Genomic DNA, 19573 nt, shown 5'->3' on the forward strand with positions numbered 1-19573 from the left:
TCTTATAAAAATAAAGTAAAGCAAAATTATATATTATATAACTTTTAAACTAAATAATATATATGCGGCGGTGTCCGAGAGGCCAAAGGAGATCGGTTTAGGTCCGACTGGTGTAGAACCGCCAGGGGTTCAAATCCCCTCCGCCGCATTAGTATTCTAATGTAAATCCTCCTATAACATCGCCTTTGATTAAATTATATTCTATGTTTTCTACTAGTAAAAAAGGATATAATCTTGGTTTATGATTTAGAAGCTTTTTTATTAGTGAGAAATCCTTTTTGATTGTTATATAATCTATACCCCATATAAAATCGAAATTCAGATCTTGGATATAGTACTTATTGTTTATTATAATATCTTCAATTTCAGAGTCTTTTATAATCATATCTAGATTCTTGACTGGCATAATCTTATATTTAGTAGTATTAAAGTTATTGTTGTATATAATTGTAATATACATATTTTTTATTTCTTTTCTATTAGATCTTGATATAAGAATAAGGTCTTTGTGGGTTCTATTTAGGCTTTTATAAAATTTTTCTATATAATATAGCAAATCTTTTTTAGTATAAAAATAGTCAGTATAATAATTTTCAGTATCTTCAACTGTAATATAATAAAAATCAATGTCTGGTTCTATGTATTTTAGTATTTTATTAGATCTTAATAATACATTCCTTATTTTAGAGTTGATATTCAACATTTTAAATATTTGTATATAAATTTTATAATTTATTATTATCTAGTAACCAAAAAACTTTATATTTACCAAAAGCGTATTATAATATGTCCAATTATTTTTATAGAAAATTTTATATAAAAGATATATAAAGAAAAAATCTATCAATATTATAAAAACCTATAAATTTAATTACTTATCAATAAGAAATTTTATATAAAGTCTTTTATCTAGTTATATGATTATATGATATATTTTTACTTTTATAGCTTCTATAATTTATTTCTAATATATAGTAATAATCTATAGGAGAATTACATTTTATATTTGTAATAGAAGATTTAATTTGATTTCCAGGATATTATATTATCATTTTGGCAATCAATATAATATAGATTATATTATATTCTGGATACAGATATGATCTGAAGAATTATAGTTTAATATATTAATTATACAATCTTTCATATTTATTGAATTAAGTTCATTAGTGTAAATAATAAAGTATTATTATCATTCAATATTTGTAATAGAAAAATGAGTAGATTTTGCAGGATCAAAGGTGTAATAGAACTTCTATTTTAATTGTTATAAGAATTATTATTCATCTTTTTATAATTTCCATTAGTTGCTAATTTAATTGATCTAAAAGATATGTGGTTTTCTTGAAAATATAAAAAATAATTTTGCTTTATTAATTTCTTTCAAATAATAATACTAATTTGTTCTATATATATGGACCCGGGGGGATTCGAACCCCCGATCTCCTGGACCGCGACCAGGAATTTTATCCATGCTAGACTACGGGTCCAATTTTGGTAGTACTAATTCTCCATATTTCTTGTATTTATTATTTATATAAAATAATCCGGATAAAAAGGCTAGATATGCATCATAAATATCTTTATATCTAAATATATGATCAAAATATTCGTATTTTAATTTTAATATTTTTTCTACTGCTCTAGGAAATGTTTCAATAAATTTTATATCTTTTAATTGGCCCATAATATAGTTTGTTCTCTCATAAAGAGCTTTCATAGATTTTATAGATAATGGTAATGGTTTAAACCCTTCTTTATATAATAATCTCTCTTCAATCCTATATGGATATTCATAACTTACTGGTGCATCAATAAATACAAATTTAAATCCTACTTCTTTTATTAGATTGATTATATCTTTATCTTTATGAAGTATACCATAGTTTACATTATCTTTTATATAAAAGTAACCTGTTTTATTTTTTTCCTTTGCAGATAGATCCAATCCTAATATATTATCCATATTTAAATTTATATGAGGTATCCCAATAATCTTTGTAATAATCCATCCTATCTAGATAATAATTTAATATCATTATAACTTGAGAAGAAAAATAATTTATATCACCTAAAGATATTTGAATTACCATATCCTTTATTTCTTTTTTTATTTCTTTTGGTATCCCTAAAAAGTCTCCTATAATAAATACAGGATTTTTTATTTCTACATCTTCTATATATTCACCTTTCCTATCTAGCAAATATATATTATTTTCTTTATAGCTATTTAGTAGGTCTATAAATCTTATTTTATCTACATAAATTCCCGGAAATGGATTTTTTATTTTTTTCTTATTAAATTTTATTAAAGATAATGATAATAACTTTAAAATATCTTTTTTCGACCATGGAGTATTAATATTAGATTCTATTTTTATTAGCCTATAATCGCTATTATTAATAAATAAGTTAAAATTTATGTGCTTTCTTATTCCATTAGATATAAAAAAAGCATGTATTATAGAATTTATTGCAATATCTATTCTGTTAGTATGGATATCATTAAAATTACCATTTATATTTATGGTGTTAGAATAAAAAATAAAATTTCTCATTGATTATACCCTCCATCTACAGGTATAACCACTCCATTTATCCATTCTGCTTCTTCTGTAAACAACCAAGATGCTACTACTGCTATATCTTCCGGAGTTCCACGAGGTTCTCCTATCTTTCTTAATTTTTTATAGTCCCTTTCGGGTTCAAAATCGCCTTCCATAGTCCCCGGAGCGATCCCCACGACCCTAATATTTTTATCTATTAATTCTGATGATAATATATCAACTAATTTTGCATTAGCAGCTTTTGAGATACTATATGAAAGATTTTCTTTTATCTTTCCTCTATTAAGTATATAGGAATTTGAAACTAATAATATTGTAGAATTATTTCTTAAGGAGTCTAGTAACTCATTTATAATATATATAGGATATTTTATATTATTATTTATTAGTTCGTCAATATTGCCAATATTATATATATTGTCTTCGAAATACCCACCTATTGATATAGCTATTCCGTCTATATTTCCTATTTTTTCTTTTACATATTTTATTGCCTCTCTAGACCCTACATCAGCATCTATTATTTCTATATTACCGTACTTTGATAATTTCGCCTTTATTTCCTCTAGTTTTAATCTATTTCTTGAAACCAATACAACATCAAAATTCCTTTTTAATAAGAAATATGCCAATGCATAACCAAAACCTTTACTTACACCTATAATTAATATTTTCTTATTCATAATAATATCATATTAAAAAAACCTAAATTTATTTTGTTAATTTTTTCTTTTGAATCTCTATAATATGAAGAAGTGATTGCTAATGATATAAAAATAATTGATAAACGAGTAGATGAAATCAAAAACGTTATTATCTTCAAGGACTTCCATATGTAGATAAGATTTGCAGGTAAATTGTGATGGTATAGTAAGCAAAGATTATATATGATGAGGCAATGAATCATCGTTAAGTTGAGCAAACAAGACTGGTAAGAAGGAGTAAATACATCGTCCAAGGTGAGAAAAGTTAAAACATCTAATGGAAACAAGATAGCCTACATAGGCTTAGGTATCAATCTATTAGCAAGTGTAGTAGTTAATGATGAGACTTGATTGTTATATAAGGGAGTTGATCTAAAGAAGATTACTTCTATTTCCAGAAGAAATAGTTAAAGTACAGTCATTAGCTGACAAATCAAAGAATATCGAATAAAGGTATTTGAGGTTGTTGAATATAATATCTTAAAGGGTGTCATTAACTGTGCTAAGGGAAATAAACTACACAGCAATCTAAACGGTGCATTGAACATCTTGAAGAAAGCAAGAAACATAATGGATTTTAATAATTTAACTAGTAGCACCCGTAAAAGAGTGTAACTCTTTAGATCCCGGGAAAACCATCGTCCTTTATGGGGGCAGTCTGTAGCAAATACAATAAAGCCTATATTAAATACTCTTGCTTAAGTATATATCTCCAATTTTCCAAATAAAGGAGAAAAAGAAATCAATAACAATAAATATACCAATATTATCCATATATAACAAAATATAGAAACATTCAAATATCTAGATATTGTAGATAAAGCTAAAATAACTTTTTATATAGCGCTCATTAGAGTTCCAAGTAATATAATTATTAATATTCGTTTTTATAATTAATTAAAATTTTTAATTAGAAAAGTCTATTTAAGTATAATGCTAATTCTAGTTACCGGGGTACCTGGTGTTGGAAAAACATCTATAATTAAGGAAGGAATCAAATATATTAAATATAATTTTAATATATTAAGCCTTGGAGATATAATATTAGATATTGCTAAAAAAAATTATAATATAAATAATAGAGATGAAATAAGAAAAAAATTATCAATAAAAGATCAATTAAATTTACAGATGGAAGCAATGAAATATGTAAAAGATATAGAAAAAAATGAAAATATTATATTGGATACACATCTAGTTATAGAATCCTATGCAGGTTTCGTACCTGGTATTATTAGAACATTTGCGGATATATTGAGGCCAAATGGCATTGTAGTTATAACTTCAGATCCTGATAAAATATTCTTGAGAAGATTAAAGGATATGGAGATTAGAGGAAGAGATATAGAGAACCTAAAGAGAATAGAGATTCAACAAAATCTAACAATATATTTTACTACGGTATTTATGTTCGAATATCATACAGTAGTAGAGATAATAAATAATGAAGAAGGATTATTAGATATATCATCTAAGAAATTTGCAGAATTTATTAACAAATTAATTGGTAATGAATAAAAAAATATTTTTTATCTTAATAATTTTATTATTATCAAAATATATAAACTCTCAGTCTCTCTTTAATATCCCAATCTACCCAGCTCCAGATTCCTTTTTTAATTTACAACCTTTATCCTCTTCTAATAGCTTACCGGGATATTTATCTGTTTATGATATACAATATATACCTTCCAATAATTACGAAATAGCTACTTTTACAATCAATCAAAGTTCAAATTATTATATATATTTTAATATGACTTATCCAGTTAATATAAATATTTATAATTCAAATAAACAATTATTATATAATCAATCAGGATCAAATATATTTTCTAGTATAAATTTAAGCCCAGGAACATATAATATGGAAGTATATAACTATAATAATCAGAGTACAACTGGTGAAGCTATATCTTATGTATTAAATTCTTCAAGTTTTTCTCAAGGAGTATATTTACCATACGGGATATCTAATCTAGGATTTGCATTTATAAACAATTCTGTTTATGAGTATAATTATAGTACGAATCAATTTGTTGGATATATTAATTTGCAGAGTTTGCAAGATTATATAAATAATTATTGTCCTGTTAGTAATAATATACAGCAATATTATGAAAATAATAATATAACAGGATCTGGAATTTCAATCCAACTGAATTCTATGCTTTACATTGAAACGGATTCTGGATCAAATCAATTATACTTCCTTCAGAATGTATTAGATTTAAATCAGTCCAGTAATCAATATTATATAGCAGATAATATATGGAATTATACATCCCAAGGAGGACTACTATATAATCAGTCTATTTTAGGATCAGGTTTTGTAACTAATTATTATAATCAAGCTGAAAATTTAAATGAATCCTATTATTATTATTTCGGTTATGAAAATCAATTATCATTTCCTCTAAATATTTATTTGGTTACAAATATTACACAAAATAACTCATATCCAGAAGTGCAATTTGGTTATAGTTTTGATGGACAAAATATAATTTGGTATGATAATGTAACAATATTAGTACCTTCTAATTATTTTTCTATGATTGTTTATCCAGCGCATCCACCATATTTATTAGATTCAGAACTAGTAATTGGAGGACCAGGAGATGGTACCTGTTCTTATATAAATAATATAAATGGTACACTATCTCTATATTTCTTGTACCAAAATAATGGTTCTGAATATTATTCTCCTTCTAGATTTAATTTTAATTATGGATTAAACACCCTAGAGACTTCTACAAATCTACAAACAATATATATTGGAGATGGTACAATAGAATTGATTCCAGGGCAATCATATATGAATTATCTGAGTTCAGAAAATATACAACAAGATAATAATTATACTGTCATGATAGAATATCCAAATAACACAATATATGAGAGCCAATACCCACAAAATACAGAATTAAATATAACATTTCCAGATTATATAAACATTTCGAATTATTCTTATTATTATTTAAATAATATTATAGTAAATAATCAATCTTATAAGAATCCCGCAATAATATATATAACTAATAATACAATAATTATACCTAATTATACATTATATTATTTATTAAGCATATATTCTCCATATAATTATACGATAAATAATTATTCTTATATAGGAAATAATTCTATATATTTTCCAGAAGGTACTGTATTAAATATATCTTTTGATAATATAGTACCAGTAAATAATTATACAATATATTATCTATCCAATATAATATTAAATAATCAATATTATAATGAAAGTACGCTAGAAATTAATTTAAATAATTATACAATTATATATACAGATTATACATTATATTATTTATTAAATATATCATCTCCATTTGAATTTCAGCTAAATAATATCAGTTATTATAATTATTCTAATTTTTTAGTTAATGGATCATTAATAAATATAGATTTTAATCAACTAAATTATATAAATAATTATGAAAGGTATTATTGCCCAAATAATAAATTGTCTTATATATTATATAATAGCACTAGTCTGGATTTAGCTAATTTTTGCCAATTACAATATTTAATAAATTTTTATAGTTTTTTTCCTGTAAATGTATCCTTAAATAATAATAATATATTAATTAATGGATCTTATAATACATATATAAATAATGGAACCTATATTTATATAGAACCCGTAAAATATACATATAGTTCATTCTTTACATATGAAACATATTATTATAATGGACATAGCTACTTAATTAATGGACCTATAAATATAAATATAAATTTCAGCCGCGAATCCGGTTATAATATATTAAATATAATAATTATAATAATTATTGTAGCTATAATTATATTCATATTATATTAATGGGACCGCCGGGATTTGAACCCGGGGCCACCGGTACCCCAAACCGACATCCTTCCAAGCTGGACTACGGTCCCATTCTTTTAAAATTTTATGGTTATTTTAAAAAATATGGATTATCGGTTCATATAAATTATACTATTTAGGTCCTAGAGGATCTTTTAGTGAAGAAGCAAGTTTAGTCATTAAAAAATTATATAATCTTGATGAATTAATATATAGGAATAATTTTAATGAGATATTTGAGGGAGTCATTAAAAATAAGGATCTTGGGCTCTTACCAATAGAAAACAATCATTCTGGTAGTGTTAGAGAAATATATTATTTATTGTTAGAATATAAACCAAAAATATCCGTTGGTTTCGATTTCCCAATAGAATTATATCTGATTGGTAAAAATAATATAGAAGCAAAATATGTTTATTCACATTCCCAGGCGTTAGAACAAGCTTTTAATTATATAAATAAAAAGTCTTTAATTTCTATTCATGTATCTTCAACATCCGAAGCTGTAAAGAAAGTAAAAGAAGAATATGAAAAAGGATTATATTATTCATATGCTATAGGTAATAAAAGATCTGCTAGATTATTTAATCTAGATATAATTGAAAAGTTAGATATTGATAATAATTTTACAAGATTTATATTAATAGGAGATCATGATATAGAAGAGGATAATAATAAGACATTACTAATATTTAAAGTTGATAACAAACCGGGTAGTTTATATAAATTTTTAGAATATTTCTATGACAATAAAATTAATTTGTCAAAAATAGAATCTATTCCGATAAGAAATGGTACTTGGGAATATTTATTCATATTGGAATATGAAGGGGATAAAAGTTTAATAGATAAAGAAAAAATAAATGGAGAGATATTTTATATTGAAGATTATAAATATTTAGGGATTAAAAAATATATGGAATAAATCTATATGTCTCTTTTTTATAATCTTTATATTCTTGTCCAAAGTTGTTCTCTAGATACTGTTCTTCAGGTAATACTTCTCCTATATAAATAAATATATCAACTATTAATGCGATTATTATTCCTAATATATTATATGTTACAAATCCGAAGCCTAGAAATATTAACATTTCTCCAAAATAACCAGGATGTCTTATATATTTATATATACCATTTTTTATTATTTTTTGTCCTTCTGCTATTCCTAAATATGGTAGATAATACTTTCCTAATGAAGCTTCTGCTATTCCTTGGTATAAAATTCCTATTAAGAATAATAAGAATCCTACTATATTACCTGTACTATAATTAAATATTCCATAATTATAGAACTGTCCTATTGATGCAAATATGGCTATAAATGTCATTCCTATTAATATATATAATATTGACTCTATTAGTGAATATAGTTTATATTGTATCACCTTTTCTTTTTCTCCTTTTAATATTATAAATGGCATTACTATACCTACTACTATTTCAGATACAATAAAAAGGTATAAATATTCCTCAAGAGCGAAATTTATAATCATATAAGAATATTATTCTTCCTAAAATATAAAGATATGCCACCGCCGGGATTTGAACCCGGGGCCTCTCGCTTACCAAGCGAACGCTCTGCCAGCTGAGCCACGGTGGCTACTTTCCTATCTTTTTGGAAATAATATTTATATACTGTGGATTTATACTATACAAATATTCTTTATTCCCTTCATGTCTTAGAACTATGTTTTTCCTGTATAATAATCCCAAATATTTTGCAATTGTATTCTTTGGAAGGTCTAATATCCTGGATATCTCTTTAGAAGATAATTGGCTTCCAGATAATAATTCCAATATCTTTAGTTGAGTTTCGGATAAATCTAAATCTTCTATTTCATTTATATTTTCTATCTTACCTGTTATAATATCATTTACTGGATGTTTCATGTTGGACAATATATTATTAATTTCAATAAATATGGACCTTATATTATTATTATTTTTTCTTATAATTTTTCTTAAATATTCATTATCAAATTTTATTTTATTTTTTAATCTATCATTTATTAATTTAATAATTTCATCTTCTGATGGGAGTTTCATCTCTATTTTTTCATAAATCCTATTTAGAAATGATAGAGAAGCATTCATAACTTGAGGGGATGGTTGTATAAGCATAATGGAATAAACGATTCTATTATCATATAAATATTTTAGTTTTTTTGATATTTCTTCTGGAAAATTGTAAAATTCATCTAGAATTAATATAATAGGTAATTTATTTTTTATTTTGAAAAATAAGAATTTAATATATAGATTATTATTTATCTCATTTTCAATATCTTTATTATATTCGCCATTTATATATATTACATTATATTTATCGATAAAGTCTCTCTTAATTTTAAATGCTAAAGAAGTCTTTCCAGATCCTACTGGACCGTATAATAGAATTATTTCGCCACTTAGTATAGAATCTTTTATCTTTTTTATAATATCATCTATACCAATTAAATTATCATTTGGTCTTATATCTAGCGGATTTTTATAAAATCCGTATTTACGCCACCACATCTTTTAATTCTATATATGTAGCCAAAGACCATAGCTGGTGTAAAGCCCCGGCAATTTTCATATTATTTGCACTAGCTCTTTCTGGTAAAGTTCCTATCATATATATAAATTCTAAGTTAGATTTTAATATTTTATTTATTATTGAGTTGTATTTTTCTTTATTTACTTTACATAATGATAATGCAGATATATTATTTATAAAGATCCAAGAATCTCCATTATGCATCGATTTACCTTCATTTTTATAATAATTATCTTCATTGGAGTTTCCTATAAATTCTTTATCGAATTTTGATATACTAGATAATCCACCCCAATATAAGAGTAAATGATTTAAAGAATAATCGAATAATCTTTCCCATTCTGGATTTGATAAAAATTTTGGATAGAAATAATAAGATAAGAATATATTTGGCCTAATTTTTTTATTTTTTATGTCATCATACAATGAAGCATCATTTATATAATTATATTTTACTGATTTGACTAGTTTATCTAGTTTATCTTTATATTCGTCTTTTTTAGTATAATTATATAAATTATCATAAGAATTCATCATTAAAAATTGTATCTCTATTGGATATTGTCTATTTAAAGTATCCATCCAACTCTCATTTGGATATGCTTTAAATAAGAAATATTTCTGATCTAAATAGTTATTTTCATAAGATATTAATTTTTCTTCTACTATATTTATTATTTTATTAAATTCTTCGTTACTAAATAGGTCCTTAAAGTCGAATAATCTTTTAATATATAATCCTATACCATCAGAATTTCCGACATTACTATCTTTTATATTTTTTAATCTTCCATCCATGAGAAAATAATTAGAATATTCTATCAATTTATGTTTTACAATATCTTTATTTATTTTATATATACCGTATAAAGATATTAGAGTATCCCTTGTCCATTCTTGAAAATACCATGGAAATCCTGCACTAATATTATTATTATTTATAAAGGATTCTATTCTTTTCTTTATTAATTTATTTATTGTAAATTTGCTATTTCCAGAAATATTACTGTCCTCATTAAATATTATCTCTATCCTATCTCCATAGAATTTTATTGGGGAATATACATATCTATAATATGGAGGAGATCTCCTATATTCATCATAGTTATAATATATTTTTATCCATTTATCTTGATTTTCTTCATATGATTTAAACTTAGAAATTTTTATTTGGTAATTTATATTATCTTTATTAAACTTTATTATTATAAAATTTTTATACTTTTCTATGTTGTATATCCTATTAAATTCTTCTGTATCATATAAGTTCCTTATATCAAAATAAACATTTATATATCCTTCTTTATTGGTATTATAAACTAGTTTGCTATTTAATAATTTGTATTGTTCAAAATCATCATTTTTATATATAATTTTCAATATATTATAATCTTTCAATAATATGTTCTTTATTTCATTATTTTTAAAATTCTGATTTTCAATCTTTTCTATTGTTTTTATATAAAAGTTATTATATGGAAGTAATAATCCAAAATATCTACTATTATATAGTAGAGGTAAAAAGAAAATAAGATTCTTTGATGTTATTAAACTATATTCAAAATTATTTAATTCAATATACTCTTCCATAAAGATCTATTTTCGAAAAATATTTATATTGTTTTATGATATTTATTTATTTATGAAAATATTATTTTTATCGTGGGGAATTCTGCCGCAGAAAACCGGTGGCCTAGAAAAAGCCACGTATTATTATTTCAAATATCTTGATAATAAAAATAATACAGTATATTTATTTATTCCAAACCTGACTAAAGATGTATATAATTTTTGGTCAAACAAATTAGTGAATTCAAAGATATTTGGGTTAAACATAGATACTTTTAAATCTTATATAGACTATTTTCGGTACGAATCTTTTACTTTATATAAAAAAAATCTGGTAGATTATAGATCTGCAGTTAATGAGTATAAAAATAGGTTAATTGATTTCTTAAAGAATAATAAATTGGATTTTGATATAATATATGCATATGATTGGTTAACAACACCTGCAGCTATAGAGTTGAAAAAGATATATAAAAAACCATTAATAATCCATTTTCATTCTCTTGCATATGATAGAGTTGGTGCAAATCCAGATCTATTAAAATATCTTTATGATTATGATTATGGTATAGAGATAGAAGGATGTAGAAATGCTGATTATGTAATTACTGTTAGTAAGAGAGAAAAAGAAATATTAGAAAAATATTATTTTTGTAATGGTAATAAGATAAATGTAATATATAATGCTCCGGATGAAGACTTTAAATTGAAGGAAAAAATAAGATCAAAAATAAATGATAAATATAAAATTGTATTATTTTTGGGAAGAATTACATTGCATAAGGGTCCAGATTATTTGCTAAGAGCAGCCAAGAAAGTATTAGAGAAAAATAAAAATGTATTATTTATATTTGCAGGTACGGGGGAAATGTTGGATCAGCTAATAAAATTAGCTGCTGAACTAAAAATATCTAAGAATGTAATTTTTACAGGTTGGATTGATGATGAATTGGCAGAATATTTGTACTCAATATCCGATATTTTTGTATTACCTTCTATATCCGAACCATTTGGTTTGACTCCTTTTGAAGCATTACAATATAAAGATTATATAATATTGTCTAAACAAGCAGGAGTTGCGGAAGTACTAAAAAGTGCATTAAAAATAGATTTTTGGGATGTAGATAAATTAGCAAATTATATATTAGCATTATTGGAGTATAGGGTTTTAGGTGATTATGAACTAAAATTATGTCTAGATGATATAAAAAATATTTCTTGGGAGGATTCTGTTAATGTTTTATTATCTATTTTTGATAAAGTTATCAATATCAATAGATCTTAGTATATTCATATAAGATATGAATGAATCATAAGGTGTAGCAAAGGCCTCTTCTCTAAAGTATTTGTGTACATCACCATCAGCATTATATTTTAAACTCATATAATAAAAATTATCCGAGGTTGTTAAATATCTTAATACTTTCATTACTTCTTGATTATCTTTATTTTTTTCATATATCTCTTTTAGATATTCTATAGCCTCTTTCTGTATATTATCACCCATCCATGCTGATAAATCTCTTTCAATATCGGCCCATGATATTAAGTTTTCTATGCTTATTTCATCTTTGACTTCAAAGCTATTTGATGCTTCATTTATAGTATATGTTTCTATTTCTTTATTCTTACCTATGTATTCTAATAGTTTGTTCCAGAAATTAAATATGCCTGTTTCTGGCCATATATGCTCTCCTATTGTTTCAAAGTCCATGAATATATTTATTATATCGCCTGGAGTTTTTTTAATCCACTCATAATACTTATCTGCTGTTAATGGATATTCTTCCCAGTTTCTATTACCGAATCTAAATGCTATATCATCGGATAATTTATAATTCCTTAATAATAATCTAAGATTGTTACCCTTTAATTTATATACATAATTTGGACTCTTCCAACCTAAAATACTATCTGCTCCTTCTGTTAATGCAGTTTCAAAACCAAGATTATATACTATATTTCCAATATCATTATTAAATACTAGTTCAAAGTTTCTGAAACTTCTACTATTATAATTAAATAATTCTTTTATTTTTTTCTTATGCATTTTTATTTGCTCTATAAACTCTTTTTTATCTATTAGATATGATATTGAATGGAAATAGGTTTCCGAAACAATTTCAACATTTCCCGTATCTACAAGTCTTTTCCATAATTCTAATATTTCTGGGTGATATAGCTCTAATTGCTCTATTAATGTACCTGAAATTGAAAAAGAAAATTTTAAGTCATATTTTGTACAATTATTATATATCATTTCTAGAGCTGGTTTATAGGACTTATTTACTACCCTATCAAGTATTCTCTTGTTAATATTATCATTAAAATAATCTTTTGATCCTATATCAAAAAATGAATAATATCTTGTTCTTCTAGGCTGGTGTGCATGAAAGTAGAATATTATTCCAGACATAAATATTTTTTAAATTATAAATAATATAAATCTTTTATGATAAAAATAGAAAGAGAAAATGAATCTTTTACTACTTTAGATGGACAAAAATTATATGGTATTCAAGATTTAATAATATGGTTATATAACTGCTCAGATTATGATTTTAAATATCATAATGATAGAAAAGATTTTTACAATTGGATCTATTACTCTTTAAATGAGAGAGATTTGGCAGAAAAAATAATAAATATAAATAATAAAATTGATTTAATAAAAATTCTAGATGACTTTATGAAGAGCTTAGAAATATATAATAAAAAGAAGATATCGGATGAAGAAGCTGAAGTAGAGTTTATAAAATATATATAATGATAATATCTTTTATATCATTAAAAGGCGGTGTAGGAAAAACTACATTATCAATAAATTTAGGGGCATATCTAAAGAAATTTTACAATTACAAGGTTCTATTAATTGATACAAATGGAAAATATTCCCAAAATCTATTTTATCTAAAAGAAAATAATTTCTATGGAAATAGATTATGGAATGATATTAAAATTACTCCATTTTATCATCTAAAAATAATCGATAGATTACCAGAAACTTATATAAATGATATAAATTATTTAAAGAGGGTATATGATATTATAATATTTGATGTATTTCCAAATCCAGAATTAATAATAGATATATCTAGAATATCCGATATTATATTTCTAGTAATAAATCCAGATTTTTATTCTTTATATGTTAATAGGAAATTATATAATTATCTAGAAAAAGATAAGGTTAAGATAGTTGTAAATAAATATGACAAATCTTTAGATCTAGATTTTATATCTGAAGTATTTGAAAAGGATGTATACTGTGCCATTCCAATGAACAAAGATTTATCTATATTTCAGTATAAATATGCGCCTATATCATTTTATAATGAAAAATCAAAGGCATTAAATTATATAGATCAACTATCATATTTAGTTACTGGTAAAAGGATCAAGAAAGGTATATTTAGTAAGATTTTTGGATGATACTATTTGAAGAATCTTGGGAGGTATGTAATAAGGTTGGTGGTATATATACAGTAATAAGTTCGAAAGCTAAATATATAAAGGACGCATTAAATAATAATTATTTTTTGATAGGCCCTTATAAGGATAATAATGATTTTATAGAATTAGAACCATTAAATTATATAAAGGAAATAAATAGTTCAATAGATAATATAAAAGTTCATTATGGTTATTGGGATATAGATTCAAAACCCTATGTATTTTTAATAGAGTTTGATGATTTTTTAAAAAAAGAAAAAGACCTATGGAAATATAAATTCTGGGAATGGTATAAAATAGACTCTTTAAATTCGGATTTTACATTTGATGAACCTTTATTATGGTCAATATCAGTAGGTATATTTCTAGAAAAATTACAAAATTATATAAAAGATAAAAAAATATTACATGCGCATGAATGGTTATCAGGAGGAACAATATTATATATTAAAAAAAAGAATTTGAATTACAAGACTGTATTTACTATACATGGTACTGTAGTTGGACGGTCTATATCCGAAAAGAATATAGATGTAATAAAATCTCTAGATTATATTAATGCAGATCAGGATTCATATAGGCTGGGAGTGAATTCTAAGCATCAAATAGAAAAAAATACAATATTAAATTCCGATATCTTTACTACAGTTTCAGATAATTTAAAATATGAATCATTAAAATTATTTGGCAGAAATCCGGATTATATAACATATAATTATATAGATATAAAAGATAAAGATATTATCAAGAATTATAATATAGGGAAAAAATGGATGGATGAATTTTTAACATGGTATTTTTATCCTTATTATGATTTGCGTGATGATTATTTATTATTCTATACTATAGGAAGATATGAAATATATAATAAAGGTATAGATCTATATATAGATTTATTAAAATACTTTAATGATAAAAATCTAGATATAATATCATTTATATTTGTCCCTTATACAGTAGAAAATATATCTGAAGAAATACTAAAAAATTACAGAAAATATAATGAACTAAAGAAATATATAGAGGATAATGAATATAATATCATAAGAGGTCTTTATAATAATCAATATTTTTTAAATCCACTAGAAAGGAAAAATAAAAATCCGGAAATATGTACTCATAAGACGTCAGAAAATACAATAATTAATCTATTAAAGGAGAATAATCTGTTAAATTCTAAAGAAAACTCTGTAAAAGTCATATATGCACCAATATATTTAGGAAATGATATATTATTTAATATAGAGCAAGAATATTTATTATCGATTTTTGATTTTGGTTTCTTTTTATCCAGATATGAACCATATGGGTATACACCCCTTGAAGCATTAAATAATTATAATCCAATAGTTATCTCAAATAGAACTGGATTTTATAAAACCCTAGAATCTAAAAATATAAAAAATGATTTTATAATAAGCATAGATCCATATAATATAGATAAAGAATATTTATATAATAAAATTATAGAATATAAAAATTTAGATAATTACTCTAAATTGAATGTAAAAAATCAAATGTATAATATATCTAGACTATTTAGTTGGAAAAATAATATAAATGAATATTTAAATATATATAATAATCTTTAAAAATTATAAGAATTTATAAAAATAAATGGGAAGTTTTGCATCTCTATTATTAGTTATAATGAATAATCTTGGTTTAAATTTAATATTTTTGTTTCTGTTTTATTTTGGTCTTTTTTATTTTATAATATCTTATATACTTAGATTATTACAAAAAAATGATACATCTAAGATTAATATAAATCCAATAGCTATTATATTATCAATCTCTATATCCTACTTATTAACGACATTTTCTGGATTTATAGGATTTACCCAATATTTTTTAGCATTTAATACATCTATACTACTTCTATTATTCTTTTTTATACTTATGGGTTCTTTAATCTCCGGAGGTGCATTAACTGATTCTTTATCTCAGATTGTAAAACTACAGGATCCTAAGCAGGTGCAATCTTCTAATGGTGGGAGGATTATCCTTATAACTATTGTAGTATTTTTGATTGTTTTTGGGATATTATCTATGTATTTTGGATATCAAAATTATTTTTTATCATTATCTAGTTCTAATTCTTTACAAGCTCAGCAATTTTTATCTGTAGGAAATCCATATATCCTATTTTTACTATTTTTCTTTATAATTCTCGGTGTTGGTATAATTTTATTGGGTGCAGGAGGAGATTCGAAGCCAAAAGGACCAGCTAAATAGTAATAGTTAGTTTTTTTGTTCTTCTATTATGCAGCTATCTCCGCATATCTTTCCTATATCCGAATAAAATTCAGAAACTAAACCTACTGGTATCTCTAATATAGCTTGATAATTTTCAGTCCAATTTTCTTTTATAACCTTATATTTATTTTTTATTATTCCAATAATTTTGAATTTATCTGGATATACTGTTATTTTTATATTTTTATACTCTATTTTTAGTGGATATATCTTTTTTATTTCTTTTATAATATCATTGGCCTGCTTTTCTATAGGCGTATTTATGTCTATATTATATTTGACCATTTCAAATAATTGTTTTGCTCTTTCATATGTTAATGCCATATTATTTTTCGAATCATAGCCTATCCTCCTTATATATTCTATTATCTGTCTTTTTCTTTCTTCAATCAGTTCTTTTTTATATTCTGTTGGTAATGGTATCTCAGAATTATTTAAAATTTCCTCTGCAACTTTTAATATATCTGTAGTTCCAAAGACCTTTTTTAAAGATTCGGTAGATGCTCTTTCGCCCTTTTTAGAATCCTTGAATATTTCTTCTACAACTAATACTTCTTTTACATTTTTTATTTTACCTTGCTTAAAATCTATTCCTCTTTTTAAAAAAATTAATAATTCAAAATTATAACCTTCTTTTTTATACTTTATAGTTATCTCTTGATCACTGTTCTTCATATATCTTTTTTACTTCATGATTTTCTAATATTCTTATCTTTTCTCCAGACTTCGCATATCCTACTATTATCCTTTCAAAAGAGAAATTATTTTTTAAATAGTCCTTTAAGATGGATATTCCGAATTTTATTGCTTCTTCTATACTCATATCTTTGTATTTTTCTTCTAATACCTTCATTATAGAATCTTCACCTTCTCCTATAGCTATAGCATTATATCTATAAAAAATTCCGGATGGATCTAGTGCATATATCTTTGGTTCTGAATTTTTGTCTATTCCTCCTATTATTAATGATATACCTAGAGGTCTAACACCTCCATATCTTGTATAAGATTGCATTACATCGCTTAGATCTCTTACTAATAATTCTATATCCATCTGTTTATTATATTGTAATCTATGATTTTGTGCGATTTCTCTAGCATAATCTATTAGTACTCTTCCATCTGGTATGAATCCAGAAAATGTACCAATTATGTTTTCATCTATTTCTAATATTTTTTCTATAGAATTTGATATTACCAACTTGCTAGGTATTTTTTTATCTGCTACTATAACTACTCCATCATTTGCTACGATCCCTATTGCTGTTGAACCTGATTTTGCGGCTTGTTTAGCATACTCTACTTGTACTAATTTTCCTTCTGGTGAGAATATCATCCATCCTCTTTCCATACCACCTTGTTGTGTGTATTCATTATCCATATGAATACGATTTAGAATATATTTAAAAAGTCTTTTGATTGTTTTAAAGTATTAAAAACTTTTATTATTTTTTTATTCTGTAGATATAATATAAATATTACCTTATATATATCTTTTCTATTTACTATGATTATATAGAAATCATTATATGTTATATAATCAAAATTTAGTTTATAATAATCTATATAACCAAAAAAATTTATATAGTCCTTCTTGAACCTTTTTATATCTACATTATTTAATATTATATATCTTCTTTTTATCTTTAATACCCTTGGTAATACTACCACTCTTCTACACTATTTAATTTCGCTTCAATATCCTTTAGTTTTAGTTTTTCAAGCATTTCTTTATATCTATTTCTTATTGTAACTTCAGTAATCCCTGCCACTTCTGCTATATCCTTTTGAGTTTTTTGTATACCATGTTTTACACATGCTAAATATATTGCTGCAGCCGCTACACCAGCAGGACCTCTACCTGCAGTTATATCCGCCTCCTTCGCCTTTTCTACTATTTCTACAGAGGTAGTTATTACTTCAGGTGGAAGATTTAATAATGAAGAGAATCTATGTACGTACTCTGTAACTTCAATTGGCGTTATTTTTATCTTTAGAGCTTGTAATAGATGTTTATATGTCCTACCAAGTTCTTTTTTATGTATATTTGAAGCTTTTATTATTTCATCTATTGTTCTAGCTACATCATGTATTCTACATGCAATATATACGCAAGATGCTACTACGTTTTCAACAGATCTACCTCTAATTAGACCCTTTTCCACTGCTTCTAGATATAATTTCAACGCAGTTTCTTCTACTTGTTTTGGTAATTGTAGGAAAGATGATATTCTTTTTAATTCCTGTTGGGCTAGCTTTAGATTTCTTTCATATGAACTTGTAGACCTTTGTTGCCATTTTTTTAATTTCCTTGTTAATGAGTAATCTTCTTCTCCTGATTCTACCCTACCAATTTCAGTAGATAAAGAACTTGCCATATTCGAAAATTTGATTGCGCTACCTGTTCTTGACCTTCTTTCAACATCCTCATTGTTTATTGTTCTATATTCTTTTCCTAGATATGGCACTTCTTCCATTACATATCCACATTTTGTACAGATCAGCTCAGCAGTTTTTTCATTATATACGAATTCTGTACCACCGCATACAGGACATTTTAACTCCTCTTTTTTTATAAGTTTTTGGACCATTATAAATTTTTAAATATTATCTTTATAAATTTAATCTTTTAAATGTT

At 24.3% G+C, this 19573-nt stretch carries 20 protein-coding genes and 4 tRNA genes; 9 read left to right on the forward strand and 15 right to left on the reverse strand.

Annotated features, from left to right (window positions below; all coding sequences use genetic code 11):
* Positions 1 to 64: 64 nt before the first annotated feature.
* Positions 65 to 148: transfer RNA gene (locus tag MJ2HA_RS00340), tRNA-Leu, on the forward strand.
* On the opposite strand, the gene MJ2HA_RS00345 is transcribed toward MJ2HA_RS00340, so the two are convergent.
* From MJ2HA_RS00345 to MJ2HA_RS00365, 5 genes are all read right to left on the reverse strand, one after another.
* The gene (locus MJ2HA_RS00345) at positions 149 to 703 is read right to left on the reverse strand and encodes a hypothetical protein (RefSeq protein ID WP_258393288.1); all 555 of its coding nucleotides are present in this window, start codon (positions 701 to 703) and stop codon (positions 149 to 151) included.
* Between the two features lie 712 nt (positions 704 to 1415).
* Positions 1416 to 1490: transfer RNA gene (locus MJ2HA_RS00350), tRNA-Arg, on the reverse strand.
* Positions 1481 to 1966 (reverse strand): hypothetical protein, encoded by a 486-nt coding sequence (locus MJ2HA_RS00355; RefSeq protein ID WP_258393289.1) that lies wholly within the window; start codon positions 1964 to 1966, stop codon positions 1481 to 1483. The genes MJ2HA_RS00350 and MJ2HA_RS00355 overlap by 10 nt, the downstream gene beginning before the upstream one ends.
* Positions 1959 to 2558, reverse strand: a complete 600-nt coding sequence (locus MJ2HA_RS00360) for an RNA methyltransferase (RefSeq protein ID WP_258393290.1) — start codon at positions 2556 to 2558, stop codon at positions 1959 to 1961. The genes MJ2HA_RS00355 and MJ2HA_RS00360 overlap by 8 nt, the downstream gene beginning before the upstream one ends.
* Positions 2555 to 3250 (reverse strand): SDR family oxidoreductase, encoded by a 696-nt coding sequence (locus MJ2HA_RS00365; RefSeq protein ID WP_258393291.1) that lies wholly within the window; start codon positions 3248 to 3250, stop codon positions 2555 to 2557. Before MJ2HA_RS00365 ends, MJ2HA_RS00360 begins: the two co-directional genes overlap by 4 nt.
* Before the next feature lie 954 nt (positions 3251 to 4204).
* Here MJ2HA_RS00365 and MJ2HA_RS00370 point away from each other — a divergent pair.
* Positions 4205 to 4789 carry an AAA family ATPase gene (locus MJ2HA_RS00370; protein WP_258393292.1) on the forward strand — a complete coding sequence of 195 codons (585 nt, stop codon included), beginning with the start codon at positions 4205 to 4207 and terminating at the stop codon, positions 4787 to 4789.
* Entirely contained in the window at positions 4782 to 7109 is a 2328-nt protein-coding gene (locus tag MJ2HA_RS00375) for a thermopsin family protease (protein WP_258393293.1), read from the forward strand. Before MJ2HA_RS00370 ends, MJ2HA_RS00375 begins: the two co-directional genes overlap by 8 nt.
* On the opposite strand, the gene MJ2HA_RS00380 is transcribed toward MJ2HA_RS00375, so the two are convergent.
* Positions 7110 to 7183, reverse strand: a tRNA-Pro gene (locus MJ2HA_RS00380).
* Positions 7184 to 7224: 41 nt separating this feature from the next.
* Here MJ2HA_RS00380 and MJ2HA_RS00385 point away from each other — a divergent pair.
* The gene (locus MJ2HA_RS00385) at positions 7225 to 8037 is read left to right on the forward strand and encodes a prephenate dehydratase (protein WP_258393579.1); all 813 of its coding nucleotides are present in this window, start codon (positions 7225 to 7227) and stop codon (positions 8035 to 8037) included.
* Here MJ2HA_RS00385 and MJ2HA_RS00390 read toward each other — a convergent pair.
* From MJ2HA_RS00390 to MJ2HA_RS00405, 4 genes are all read right to left on the reverse strand, one after another.
* Positions 8018 to 8608, reverse strand: a complete 591-nt coding sequence (locus MJ2HA_RS00390) for a methyltransferase family protein (RefSeq protein WP_258393294.1) — start codon at positions 8606 to 8608, stop codon at positions 8018 to 8020. The two genes, MJ2HA_RS00385 and MJ2HA_RS00390, sit on opposite strands and share 20 nt — an antisense overlap.
* 34 nt (positions 8609 to 8642) lie before the next feature.
* Positions 8643 to 8715 (reverse strand) — tRNA-Thr (locus MJ2HA_RS00395).
* Positions 8715 to 9632, reverse strand: coding sequence for an AAA family ATPase (locus tag MJ2HA_RS00400; protein ID WP_258393295.1), 918 nt, complete (start codon positions 9630 to 9632; stop codon positions 8715 to 8717). Before MJ2HA_RS00400 ends, MJ2HA_RS00395 begins: the two co-directional genes overlap by 1 nt.
* Positions 9619 to 11244, reverse strand: a complete 1626-nt coding sequence (locus MJ2HA_RS00405; protein WP_258393296.1) for an amylo-alpha-1,6-glucosidase — start codon at positions 11242 to 11244, stop codon at positions 9619 to 9621. Before MJ2HA_RS00405 ends, MJ2HA_RS00400 begins: the two co-directional genes overlap by 14 nt.
* A gap of 52 nt (positions 11245 to 11296) precedes the next feature.
* Here MJ2HA_RS00405 and MJ2HA_RS00410 point away from each other — a divergent pair, with 52 nt between their 5' ends.
* Positions 11297 to 12508 (forward strand): glycosyltransferase family 4 protein, encoded by a 1212-nt coding sequence (locus MJ2HA_RS00410; protein ID WP_258393297.1) that lies wholly within the window; start codon positions 11297 to 11299, stop codon positions 12506 to 12508.
* Here MJ2HA_RS00410 and MJ2HA_RS00415 read toward each other — a convergent pair.
* On the reverse strand, positions 12467 to 13639 hold the full coding sequence (locus tag MJ2HA_RS00415; RefSeq protein ID WP_258393298.1) for a glycoside hydrolase family 57 protein: 1173 nt from the start codon (positions 13637 to 13639) through the stop codon (positions 12467 to 12469). The two genes, MJ2HA_RS00410 and MJ2HA_RS00415, sit on opposite strands and share 42 nt — an antisense overlap.
* 36 nt (positions 13640 to 13675) lie before the next feature.
* Here MJ2HA_RS00415 and MJ2HA_RS00420 point away from each other — a divergent pair, with 36 nt between their 5' ends.
* The 4 genes from MJ2HA_RS00420 to MJ2HA_RS00435 are packed head-to-tail and all read left to right on the forward strand — an operon-like array spanning position 13676 to position 16914.
* Positions 13676 to 13990 (forward strand): hypothetical protein, encoded by a 315-nt coding sequence (locus MJ2HA_RS00420; protein WP_258393299.1) that lies wholly within the window; start codon positions 13676 to 13678, stop codon positions 13988 to 13990.
* Positions 13990 to 14655: a ParA family protein gene (locus MJ2HA_RS00425; RefSeq protein ID WP_258393300.1), complete on the forward strand. Its 666-nt coding sequence runs from the start codon at positions 13990 to 13992 to the stop codon at positions 14653 to 14655. Before MJ2HA_RS00420 ends, MJ2HA_RS00425 begins: the two co-directional genes overlap by 1 nt.
* Positions 14652 to 16268: a glycosyltransferase gene (locus MJ2HA_RS00430; RefSeq protein ID WP_258393301.1), complete on the forward strand. Its 1617-nt coding sequence runs from the start codon at positions 14652 to 14654 to the stop codon at positions 16266 to 16268. Before MJ2HA_RS00425 ends, MJ2HA_RS00430 begins: the two co-directional genes overlap by 4 nt.
* Before the next feature lie 25 nt (positions 16269 to 16293).
* Positions 16294 to 16914 (forward strand): hypothetical protein, encoded by a 621-nt coding sequence (locus MJ2HA_RS00435; protein ID WP_258393302.1) that lies wholly within the window; start codon positions 16294 to 16296, stop codon positions 16912 to 16914.
* Positions 16915 to 16920: 6 nt separating this feature from the next.
* On the opposite strand, the gene MJ2HA_RS00440 is transcribed toward MJ2HA_RS00435, so the two are convergent.
* The 4 genes from MJ2HA_RS00440 to MJ2HA_RS00455 are packed head-to-tail and all read right to left on the reverse strand — an operon-like array spanning position 16921 to position 19526.
* Positions 16921 to 17610 (reverse strand): ribosome assembly factor SBDS, encoded by a 690-nt coding sequence (locus MJ2HA_RS00440; protein ID WP_258393303.1) that lies wholly within the window; start codon positions 17608 to 17610, stop codon positions 16921 to 16923.
* Positions 17597 to 18316, reverse strand: coding sequence for an archaeal proteasome endopeptidase complex subunit alpha (locus MJ2HA_RS00445; RefSeq protein ID WP_258393304.1), 720 nt, complete (start codon positions 18314 to 18316; stop codon positions 17597 to 17599). The genes MJ2HA_RS00440 and MJ2HA_RS00445 overlap by 14 nt, the downstream gene beginning before the upstream one ends.
* Before the next feature lie 11 nt (positions 18317 to 18327).
* Positions 18328 to 18606, reverse strand: a complete 279-nt coding sequence (locus tag MJ2HA_RS00450; protein ID WP_258393305.1) for a hypothetical protein — start codon at positions 18604 to 18606, stop codon at positions 18328 to 18330.
* Positions 18600 to 19526, reverse strand: coding sequence for a transcription initiation factor IIB (locus tag MJ2HA_RS00455; RefSeq protein WP_258393306.1), 927 nt, complete (start codon positions 19524 to 19526; stop codon positions 18600 to 18602). The genes MJ2HA_RS00450 and MJ2HA_RS00455 overlap by 7 nt, the downstream gene beginning before the upstream one ends.
* Positions 19527 to 19573 lie beyond the last annotated feature (47 nt).

The sequence above is a fragment of the Nanobdella aerobiophila genome, from assembly GCF_023169545.1.
Lineage (GTDB): Archaea > Nanobdellota > Nanobdellia > Nanobdellales > Nanobdellaceae > Nanobdella > Nanobdella aerobiophila.